Source organism: Vreelandella glaciei (genome assembly GCF_013415125.1).
In the GTDB taxonomy this organism is placed as follows: domain Bacteria; phylum Pseudomonadota; class Gammaproteobacteria; order Pseudomonadales; family Halomonadaceae; genus Vreelandella; species Vreelandella glaciei.
Map to the genome: position 1 here is coordinate 55424 of NZ_JACCDE010000023.1, position 10951 is coordinate 66374.

Consider the following 10951-nt stretch of genomic DNA (forward strand, 5'->3'; position numbering starts at 1 on the left):
CTAAGCAGTGAAGCGATGGGTAGTTAAACAGACAATGCCGCTTATCCTAACCAATGAATGCCCGCTCTCGCTAACCCGACAGAAAAAGAATAGGTGGCGCTGTTTAAAACCGTGCAGACCCTGGCTCAGTATCGAGTCAGGGCCGCTTTCACTTTAACGTGCTCCCGGAAAGTATTTCGGCTTTTTACTTGGTCATTGCATGTCGGCCGGGCGCAGCAGCAGTACCGCGAGTGGCGGTAGCGTCAATTCAAGGCTGGCGATTTGCCCATGAAGTGGGGAGTCTTCGGCGGTTAGCCGACCTAGGTTGCCCATGTTGGAACCACCATAACACTCCGCGTCACTGTTAAGGCGTTCTTCCCAACCACCGGCAAGCGGCACGCCCAGACGATAGCCTATGCGTGGGATTGGCGTCATATTGGCAACCACCAGCAACGGCTCACCGGTGGCGCTCCAGCGTAGCCAGGCAAAAACGCTATTGGTATTGTCATTGCCCACCACCCAGGTAAACCCTCGGGGTTCACTATCGCATTGGTGCAGAGCAGGTAGCTCGACGTAGCAGCGGTTAAGGTCGCTAAGCAATCGGTGGACACCGGTATGCCGGGCTTCGGCGAGCAGCGACCAATCCAGCTCACGGTCGTGGCTCCACTCCCGCCACTGACCGAACTCGCAGCCCATAAACAGCAGCTTCTTACCGGGTTGCGACCACATGATGGCGAGATAGGCGCGGAGATTGGCGAACTTCTGCCACTCATCGCCGGGCATCTTACCGATCAGCGAGCCCTTGCCGTGGACTACTTCGTCGTGAGAAATCGGCAAGACGTAGTGCTCAGAGAAAGCGTAGACCATAGGAAAGGTCATATCGTGATGCGAATAGGTGCGATACACCGGATCCTTGGCGATGTATTCCAGCGTGTCGTGCATCCAACCCATGTTCCATTTATAGGCAAAGCCCAGCCCGCCCTCCTTGGTCGGCTGGGTGACACCCGGCCAAGCGGTTGACTCCTCGGCAATAACGATGGTGCCGGGGGCTTCCTCGCTGATGACGTCATTGAGGTGGCGCAGGAAGTCGATGGTTTCCAGGTTTTCGTGACCACCAAAGCGGTTGGGAATCCATTCGCCTTCGTTACGGGAGTAGTTGCGATAGAGCATTGAGGCAACGGCATCGACACGCAATGCATCGACATGGAAATGCCGCAGCCAGTGCAGTGCCGAGGCGAGCATAAAGCCATGCACTTCACGCCTTCCCAGATTATAGATATAGGTGTCCCAATCCTGATGGAACCCCTCAAAAGGATGCTCATATTCGTACAGAGCGGTGCCATCAAAGCGTGCCAAGCCGTGGGGGTCGGTGGGAAAGTGGGCCGGCACCCAGTCGAGAATGACGCCCAGCCCTGCGCGATGGCACTCATCAACGAAGTAGGCAAAGTCGACAGGCTTACCGAAGCGGGCGCTAGGCGCAAACTGGCTCAATGGCTGATAACCCCAGGAGCCGCCGAACGGGTGCTCCATGATGGGCAAGAGTTCAACGTGGGTGAACCCCATGTCCAGCACATAAGGTATTAATTGCTCGGCCAGATCACGCCAACTATAGAGTTCGCCGTTGTCGCCGCCATGTTTGCGCCAGGAGGCAGCGTGCACTTCATAAATGCTTATTGGATGGGTCGGGTCATGGAGTTTTTGCCGCTGGGCGATCCATGCGTCGTCATGCCAGGTAAAGGGCGTGATGTCGGCTACCACCGAGGCGGTAGAGGGCGGTGCTTCGGTGGCTAAAGCAACTGGGTCGGCACGCAGGCCAATCGCACCGTAGGCCTCGACCACCTCATATTTGTACGCCTCCCCAGGCCCAAGGCGCGGTACGAATATCTCCCACACCCCGGCAGCAATGCGCAGGCGCATTATGTGTCGTCTGCCGTCCCAGCTATTGAAATTACCCACGACGGACACACGCTGGGCATTCGGCGCCCAAACGGCGAAGCGCACGCCGTTGACGCCATCCACTGTCATGGGCTGGGCACCTAGGCAGTGCCCCAGCTGCCGATGGTTGCCTTCGCCTAGCAGGTAGAGATCCATTTCGCCCAGCAGCAGGCCGAAGCTATACGGGTCCTCGGTTAGCTGTTCGCCTTGGGGCCAGCGAATACGCAGCAGATAGGGAGCCGCATGCGGCAGCCGGGCAGCGAACAGACCAGGGATTTGCATGCCCGTCAGGCAGCAACGCACACTGCCGCCGTCGCGGTCGAGTACATCAACCCCTACCGCGCCGGGTAGGAATACGCGCAAAAACTGCCCTTTGCCATCACTGTGAATACCGAGGATGGCGAAGGGATCGCGATGGGTTCCTTGCGCTAGAGCGCTGGCGTCTTCCTCAGTCAACCACAAGCTGCGATCCAGAAGGGGTCGGGTGTGAATAACATTATTCATGTGGCTCTCCTGGGCTAAGTTGTTCGATGAGGGCAGCTAAGCCGTGCAGCGGCACACCCAACCATTCGGGGCGGTTGGCGGCTTCGTAGGCGATTTCGTAAGCCGTCTTTTCGAGCACGAACAGATCCACCGCCGCAGCGGCTCCGCTGGCTTGCTTCCATTCGTGGGGTATTTCCATGGTGGCCAGCCAATAAGCGTTGAGAAAGGCTTGGCGACCTTTAAGCAGATACTGCTCCACCACCGCATGGCTGGTGCCGGTATGCGTATCGGCGCCTTCATTGTCGCCGGGCCGGGCTTCCTCCACCTTGGCATAGGCGTAGTCGAAGGAGCGCAACATGCCAGCCACATCGCGCAGCGGGCTATCCTTCGCGCGACGCTCTTCCAAGGGCCTGGCCGGTTCGCCTTCAAAATCGATGATGTAAGCATCATCATGAGCCACCAGAACTTGGCCAAGATGTAGATCACCATGAATACGGGTGAGTAGGCTGCCTTGGGCAAGTTCCGCCATCTTTTTGATGGCATCCATCAACGTGGCGCGGCGAGCCAAAATAATGTCGGCAAGCCGCTGTTCGGCTCCGTTGGCAGTGTTCTTGTGTTGCTCCAGCACGTTTAGCGCTTCCTCAACACGCTGCGTCACGCGTTGTGTCCAGTGCTGCACATGGGAGAGACCAGCGACTTCGGGCGTGAATGCTGGGTCGTCGTTGGGCGTCGCCAGCACCATATGCAGCTCACCCAATCGACGCCCTAAGGTAGTGGCAAACTCTGCCAACTCCTCGAAGGCGCCGTAGCGGGCTTCGGCTTTTGGCTCGCTTGCCCGTTCGTCGTCCGCCACCGCTTCACGAATGGCACGTTCCAGCTTATTGCGCGTCCATGACCAGGCATCGCCCTGGTTGTCGATGAAGCCTTGCAGAATCATGAGCGTTTGCGTGGCTCCCTCTTCGAGCCGGGTGACCACGCCGTACAAAGGCACGGTATGCGTAAAGCCCCGCTCAGTCAGGTAACTGCCGATTTCCGCTTCGGGATGAATGCCTGGCTCCAAGCGTCGGAACAGCTTGAGCACTAATTGATGATTGATGATCACCGAGCTATTGGATTGCTCGGCACTCTGCTGCACCACCTCGAGGTGCTCGGGAAGTGTCAGTTCGGCGAAGGCGGCGGTTGGCAAGAAATGAATTTCTCCTTTCTCATAAGGCAGCACGGTGCCTAGGCGCATGTTTTCTAGTACCGCCAGTGTAAAGGCATCCAGGGTGACCGCATCGGTGAGTAGCCCCACTTCGTGGAAGCGACGAACACGGGCCATGGCGAGCTGTTGGGGTAGCGGATTGCTCTGTTCATCTTCGCCCAGGAAAGCCAGCGGCAGTTGGTAGCGCTCGCTGCCTTGGCCATGTTTGACCTCCACTTCGCTAAACAGCAGCGTATGGCCGCTGTGCTCAAGGCTGGCAGTGGCGTGTAAGTGGACTTCCTCAATACGCGCCTGCTTGGCGGCGAACCAACGTCGCTTGGGCAGGTAGCTGGGCAGCGTCTCGCGTTCGAGTAGTCGCCTGGGTGTCTCCTCAAAAATCTCGTTAAGGCGCTTTTTGATAATCAGCGTAACGAAATCCGGCATGGGCTCTGGTACAGGCACATGCCACTCCGGCATGGCGGTAGCCGGGGCCAGCAAGAACCAGAAAAAACCGTAGGGAGGAAGCGTCAGCAAGTACGCCAGTTTACCCACCGGTGGAAAAGCGCTTCCGCCAACCATTTCTACCGGCACCTGACCGGCAAAGGCGGAAAGATCGAGCTCCACCGCCTGGGCAGTGCTGGCCACATTGGCCACGCACAGCAGTGTTTCTGTCTCACCGTTATCGAGCGTCATCTCGCGTAGGTAGGCGAGAATATGCCGGTTGGAGGGGTAGAGTGGCCGCATGGTGCCGCGGCTGAAAGCGCGGTGCTGGCTGCGTACCGCCAGTAGCCGCCGCATGTTGCTAAGCAGCGAATGCGAATCGCGAATTTGCGCTTCCACATTCACCGTCTGGTAGCCATAAAGCGGGTCCATGATGGGTGGCAGCACCAGCTTGGCCGGGTCGGCGCGGGAGAAGCCGCCGTTGCGATCCACCGACCACTGCATGGGCGTGCGCACGCCGTCACGGTCGCCGAGATAGATATTGTCACCCATACCAATCTCGTCACCGTAATAGAGCACCGGCGTGCCCGGCATGGAGAGCAGCAGGCTGTTAAGCAGCTCAATACGCCGCCGGTCGCGTTCAAGCAGCGGCGCTAACCGACGACGAATGCCCAAATTAATACGAGCCCGACGGTCGGCGGCGTAATGGTTCCAGAGATAGTCACGCTCCTTGTCGGTGACCATCTCCAGGGTCAGCTCATCGTGGTTGCGCAAAAAGATTGCCCACTGGCAGGTGGCCGGTATTTCAGGCGTCTGACGCAGAATATCGGTAATTGGGAAGCGGTCTTCCTGAGCCAGGGCCATGTACATGCGCGGCATTAAAGGGAAATGGAACGCCATGTGACACTCATCGCCGTCGCCGAAATAGGGCCGGGTGTCCTCGGGCCACTGGTTGGCCTCGGCGAGCAGCATGCGGTCGGGATAACGCTCGTCGAGCACGGCGCGGATCTTTTTGAGCACCACATGAGTTTCCGGCAGGTTTTCGTTGTTGGTGCCTTCGCGCTCGACCAAATAGGGAATGGCGTCCAGGCGCAGGCCATCGACCCCCATATCGAGCCAGTACGCCATGACCTTGAGAATCTCGTCGAGTACCACGGGGTTGTCGAAGTTGAGATCCGGCTGGTGGGAGTAGAAACGATGCCAGAAGTAGGCGCCGGCCACTGGGTCCCAGGTCCAGTTGGAGGATTCGGTGTCGAGAAAGATGATGCGTGTGCCGGGATACTTTTGATCGGTGTCTGACCACACATAGAAGTCGCGTTCTGGTGATCCTGCTGGCGCCTGTCTGGCGCGCTGAAACCACTCGTGCTGGTCAGACGTATGGTTGATGACCAGTTCGGTCAATACGCGCAGGCCGCGCCGGTGGGCCTCGTTGATAAAGCGCTGGGCATCCTCTAGCGTGCCGTAATCGGGGCTAACGCTAGTGTATTCAGCGATATCGTAACCATCGTCGCGACGCGGCGAGGGGTAGAACGGTAAAATCCAAATCGTGTTAACGCCCAGGCTGACGATATAGTCCAGCTTCTGAATCAAACCTTCGAAATCGCCGATACCGTCGTCATTGGCATCGAAGAAGGCCTTCACGTGTACCTGGTAAATCACCGCATCCTTATACCAGAGTGGGTCATCGAGGAAATCCATCGCCTCGACGGCGTGTGTTTCGCTGCTGGCATCCATCATTGGCTTACCCTCTCTGCTTTGATCATTAGATAACAATTGACATGAACTAGCGGCTTCCAAGCCAATACCGTTGTTAATAAACCGGGAGCTAGTAAGCCGGTAGCTAATAAACCGGAAGCTAGTGAACCGGGCGAAGTCGCCAAATGGCGAACGGCATAACGCTGGGGTCTAAGCGCATCGATTGCCATTTGCCATGCCAAGTCCATTGACGGCCACTCATGAGGTCCTCCACATGCAGTGCCGCCTCATCGGGAAGTTCGAATAGCGCCATGGGCAACTCAAAGGCGCCCTCCTGAGGCTCAAACGGGTCAAGGTTGACGGCGACCAAGATGGCCTCGTCGCTTAGTTCGGTGCGTTTGGCGAAGAGCAATAAACGGTCGTTGTGTACCGCATGGAAGGTCAGCCCAAGATGGCTATGCAACGCCGGATTCTCGCGCCGGATGCGGTTGAGCTGGGCGATCTCATAGATGATGTTGCCAGGGGCGCTATAGTCGCGCAGGCGAATCTGATACTTCTCTGAATCGAGGTACTCCTCCTTGCCGGGCACCGGGGCGCCTTCGCAGAGCTCAAACCCTGAGTACATGCCCCACAATCCTGAACCCATGGTGGCCAGCGCCGCGCGAATCAGGAATCCCGCCCGCCCAGACGATTGCAGAAAGTAGGGGTTGATATCCGGCGTATTGACGAAAAAGTTGGGCCGATAGCCGTCGCGCAGGGGCGATTCATTGAGTTGCGTGAAGTATTCGGTTAACGCCGCCTTGGTATGGCGCCAAGTGAAATAGGTATAGCTCTGCGTGAAACCCAGCTTGCCCAGGCGCAGCATCATGGCCGGGCGGGTAAACGCTTCGGCCAGGAAAATCACGTCGGGGTCACGTTGGCGAATATCGGCAATTAGCCATTCCCAAAAGGGCAGCGGTTTGGTGTGCGGGTTATCAACCCGAAATATCTTCACCCCTTCATCGACCCAGCCTTGCACCACATTTCGAAGCTCGCTCCACAGCGAGGGAATCGCCTCTTCGGCGTAGAAATCGACGTTAACAATATCCTGATATTTTTTGGGCGGATTCTCGGCATAGCGAATCGAGCCGTCGGGGCGCCAGGAGAACCAGCCGGGGTGCTCCTTGAGCCAGGGGTGATCCGGTGAACACTGAATGGCAAAATCGAGCGCTATCTCAAGGCCGTGGTCGGCCGCGACACGGACCAGCTCGCGGAAGTCTTCGCGGGTGCCAAGCTCAGGATGGATGGCTTCATGTCCGCCTTCTTCACTGCCAATGGCGTAAGGGCTGCCTGGGTCGTTCGGCCCGGCTTCAAGGCTATTGTTAGGCCCTTTGCGATACGCCCGACCGACAGGATGGATAGGCGGGAAATAGAGCACGTCAAAGCCCATGTCGCGGATTAACGGTAGCCGCCTGTGCACATCCTTGAACGTGCCGTGGCGATTGGGATCGTCGGTTTCCGAGCGGGGGAACAGTTCGTACCAGCTGGCAAAACGCGCTTTAAGCCGTTCGACTTCGAGCGGATAGAGGGCGTCGCTCCTAGTTAAATGCGGACGAGTATCCGCTTCGTGCATCAATCTAGTGGTTATATCATCTAATAGCAGCGCGACGCGGTCAGCATCATTCTGCGCCAGCCGGAATTGCTCAAGGAGGTCAGCCAGTGATTTATACAGCGCTCCCTCGCTACGCTCGGCGGTTTGTTCCACCAGTTGTCTGCCTTCTTCCAGTTCGAGCCCGATGGGAACCCCCGCCTGGTGTTTCTTGGCGAGTTCGTAGTGATAAGTGGCATACACATCCCACCAGGCTTCAATAATAAAACCATGGCGGCCCACCCGGAGAGGCGTGAAACTCCCTTCCCATACATCCAGGCCGAGGGGCTCGATCTGGCTCATGGGCGCGCGCTGTTGCTGCCCCTCATCGTCATGCCAGCAGATAGCCGCTGCCAGCACATCGTGACCGTCCGCGAAGATGGTGGCTTTCACCACTACCGTTTCGTTAACGATGGCCTTGGTCGCAAAGCGCCCCTGATCCAGGGAAGGGGTGACGGCTTCAATGGCAATGCGCGGGGCTTGGGTGGCCGCTAGGCCATGGTCCTGGTGTTGACTCTGTGCCGGGAGAGCCCCGGACGTGGGATAGACAGGTGAACTCATCGCATGCTTCTCCTTGCAGCGCGAAAACGACAGCGAAGGTATCCGCGCCGCCTTATATCTAGGTAACGGCGCCTTCGCCGTGCTGTACTAGCTCTAGCAGGGCCAGTGAACGACCTTCCATCCTGTGTTCCTCTCCAAAGGCGCGCTGGAAGGGGGCTTCCTCAATGGTTTGGCTGGTGTCGAGGCGGCATAACCATCCGCTACCACTCGGTGCGGCCGGTAGTTGAAAAGCGACGGCCTCATGGTGCGCATTGAAAATTAGCAGCAAGGTGACATCGGCCCCCGCACGGCGTATACCGGAAGGCTGGGCGCGACCATCGAGTAATAGGCCGAGTGTGCGCGCCTCGGTATCTTCCCAGCGCTCAACATCCATTTCGGCACCATCCGGGGCCAGCCATGCCACTTCCTTGAGCCCCATTTCCTCGTTGTACTCACCGGAAAGGAAGCGACCTCGACGCAGGATGGGGTAGCGCAACCGCAGTGCGATCACCCGTCGCAGGTACTCGATCATGGCGTGGGCGTCACCGTCTAAGTTCCAATCCACCCAACTGATCTCGTTATCCTGGCAGTAGGCGTTATTGTTGCCTTGCTGGGTGCGCAATAGTTCATCGCCCGCCAGCAGCATCGGCGTGCCTTGTGAGAACAGCGTGGTGGCGATGAAGTTACGGATCTGACGCAGCCGTAATGACTGGATATCCTCATCGTCAGTAGGGCCCTCCACGCCATGGTTCCACGATAAATTGTGACCATGGCCATCCTTGTTATCCTCGCCGTTCGCCTCGTTATGCTTATCGTTGTAGGCCACCAGATCAAAAAGGGTATAGCCATCGTGGGCCGTCACGAAGTTGACCGAGGCGAAAGGCCGCCGGCCTCGCCGCTTGAAGAAATCCGCCGACGCCATTAGCCGGGTAGCAAGCTCCGGTAACTGCCCTTCATCGCCGCGCCAGAAAGCGCGCACCGTATCCCGGTAGCGGTCATTCCACTCCGCCCAGCCCGGCGGAAAGCCACCGACTTGGTAGCCGCCGGGGCCGCAGTCCCAGGGTTCGGCAATTAGCTTGACCTGGCTTAGAACGGGATCCTGTCGGCAAGAGTCGAGAAAACCGCCGCCCTCATCGAAGCCGTGGGGTTCGCGGCCAAGAATGGTCGCCAAGTCAAAGCGGAAACCATCAACGCGCATCTCGGTGGCCCAGTAGCGCAGCGAGTCAGTGACCATTTGCAACACACGCTGATGGCTCAGGTTAAGGGTGTTACCCGTGCCGGTATCGTCGATGTAGTAGCGCAGTTCGTCGGGCATCAGCCGGTAGTAAGAAGCGTTGTCGATCCCCTTAAGGGAAAGGGTGGGGCCTAGTTCGTTGCCCTCGGCGGTGTGGTTGTAAACCACGTCGAGAATGACCTCGAGATCGGCGGCATGATAGCGCGCCACCAATTCCTTAAATTCATTAATGCTGTCGCCAGAGATATAGCGCGAATGGGGGGCGAAAAAACCGAGCGTGTTGTAGCCCCAGTAATTGCGCAGCCCTTGCTCTAACAGACGCTGATCATCAACGAAGGCGTGGATCGGCAGTAACTCAACCGACGACACGCCAAGCGAGCGGATGTAGTCAACCACATCGTTGACCATCAGCCCGGCAAAGGTACCGCGCAGCGCTTCCGGCACCGACGGATGACGCATGGTGTAGCCACGCACATGGGTCTCATAAACAATGGTGTGATCCCAAGGCAGCTGCACGCCTCGTGAGCGCCCCCAGGTGAAGGCCGGGTCGATCACGCGGCAGCGGGGCATAAATGCTGCACTGTCCCGCTCATCGAAACTTAGATCACCATCGGGATGGCCAATGGTGTAACCAAACAGCGCTTCATCCCATTGCAGGTCACCCACAATCTGCTTGGCGTAAGGGTCGAGTAGCAGTTTATTGGGGTTGAAGCGGTGGCCTTCCTCGGGTGCGTAAGGCCCATGCACACGGTAACCGTAAAGCTGGCCGGGGCGGGCGTCGGGTAAGTAGCCATGCCAAACTTCGTCGGTGTATTCGGGCAGCTCAACACGCGCCACTTCCTGTTCGCCGGTTTCATCAAACAGGCATAGTTCAACTCGGGTGGCATTCGCGGAGAACAGCGCGAAATTAACGCCTAGGCCATCCCAGGTCGCTCCTAAAGGAAACGATGACCCTTCGTGAACACGTGCGTGCCGCATAACGCTTGGGGTTTCGTCGGCGGCAACGGACTTATCGCTGTCCCGCGAGGCGTGGCTTGTATTCATTGCATTCATCCTTGGGCCATTCGGGCACTTGGGAGTTAGCTAACGTTTTAACGTCTGTTTTTTAACGAGCGTTTTTAACGACATTGTTAACAACAGCTTTTAACTAGTACTTTTAACTCTCGGGGTCGCTTGTCTTAGGCGTGTTGGTTTTCTTCGCCTTTGGCGTCGCTTTTTTCGCTGTCTTGGCATCTGTCTTTTTAGCCGTTGCCGCCTTACCCGCTTTTTTAGGTGTGTTGGCTGTCTTAGCTGTGTTCGTCTCTTTACTAGCGGCCAGCGGGTCGCTGCTACGCCGCGGGCGGCGGGTACGCGCCACCGTGGCGGAGTCCTCAGGCAGTGGCTCCATCAAACTCGCTGTAGCGTCGGGATCGGTGGGTGCCTGGGGCGGATGGCCACGATCCTGCACCGGCAGGTCCTGCCCGACTACGGTGTCGTCGCGAAAGGGAGCTTCATCAAAGGCGGGGTCGCCGTCGGGGTCTTCCAGCGGTAAACGGTTCTCCTGGATGCCCACCTCGTCATCCTCTAGCGGCAAGTCCTCCTCCAAAATAGGTGTTTCGTCCAGAGGCTCACCGACTTCTTCCAAATCGGCGTCGTTACCGGCTGCTTGCTCAGTGGCAACGATCTTTAACGCTCTGTCCCAATGGCGTTGCTGTTGGCCTTCGGGTCGTCCTTCAGCTTCCCAGATGCTGTAGGCCAGTTGACGTACGCGTTCTTCGTCAGTCATGTCAGCTCATCCTATGTCCTATTTCACAATTCGTTTTCGACGCTCGTTTACGATGTGACAGGGTGTTGA

General features: G+C 57.8%; 5 protein-coding genes. All 5 read right to left on the reverse strand.

Annotated elements, in window-relative coordinates; all coding sequences use genetic code 11:
* Positions 1-192: 192 nt before the first annotated feature.
* The 5 genes from glgB to HZS80_RS15400 all read right to left on the reverse strand — a co-directional run bounded on the left by glgB (position 193) and on the right by HZS80_RS15400 (position 10882).
* Positions 193-2418 (reverse strand): 1,4-alpha-glucan branching protein GlgB, encoded by a 2226-nt coding sequence (gene glgB, locus HZS80_RS15380; protein ID WP_045812080.1) that lies wholly within the window; start codon positions 2416-2418, stop codon positions 193-195.
* Complete coding sequence (treS, locus tag HZS80_RS15385; RefSeq protein ID WP_179916604.1) at positions 2411-5758, reverse strand: maltose alpha-D-glucosyltransferase; 3348 nt, start codon at positions 5756-5758, stop codon at positions 2411-2413. The genes glgB and treS overlap by 8 nt, the downstream gene beginning before the upstream one ends.
* A 118-nt stretch (positions 5759-5876) precedes the next feature.
* The gene (locus tag HZS80_RS15390) at positions 5877-7904 is read right to left on the reverse strand and encodes an alpha-1,4-glucan--maltose-1-phosphate maltosyltransferase (RefSeq protein ID WP_179916605.1); all 2028 of its coding nucleotides are present in this window, start codon (positions 7902-7904) and stop codon (positions 5877-5879) included.
* 58 nt (positions 7905-7962) lie between these two features.
* On the reverse strand, positions 7963-10161 hold the full coding sequence (glgX, locus tag HZS80_RS15395; RefSeq protein WP_082072553.1) for a glycogen debranching protein GlgX: 2199 nt from the start codon (positions 10159-10161) through the stop codon (positions 7963-7965).
* Between the two features lie 112 nt (positions 10162-10273).
* Positions 10274-10882, reverse strand: coding sequence for a DUF2934 domain-containing protein (locus HZS80_RS15400; protein ID WP_179916606.1), 609 nt, complete (start codon positions 10880-10882; stop codon positions 10274-10276).
* Between the last annotated feature and the right edge of the window lie 69 nt (positions 10883-10951).

Coding starts and splice junctions, on each gene's coding strand:
- glgB (WP_045812080.1), bottom strand. CDS start 2,418: ATGAATAATGTTATTCACACCCGACCCCTTCTGGATCGCAGCTTGTGG.
- treS (WP_179916604.1), bottom strand. CDS start 5,758: ATGATGGATGCCAGCAGCGAAACACACGCCGTCGAGGCGATGGATTTC.
- HZS80_RS15390 (WP_179916605.1), bottom strand. CDS start 7,904: ATGAGTTCACCTGTCTATCCCACGTCCGGGGCTCTCCCGGCACAGAGT.
- glgX (WP_082072553.1), bottom strand. CDS start 10,161: ATGAATACAAGCCACGCCTCGCGGGACAGCGATAAGTCCGTTGCCGCC.
- HZS80_RS15400 (WP_179916606.1), bottom strand. CDS start 10,882: ATGACTGACGAAGAACGCGTACGTCAACTGGCCTACAGCATCTGGGAA.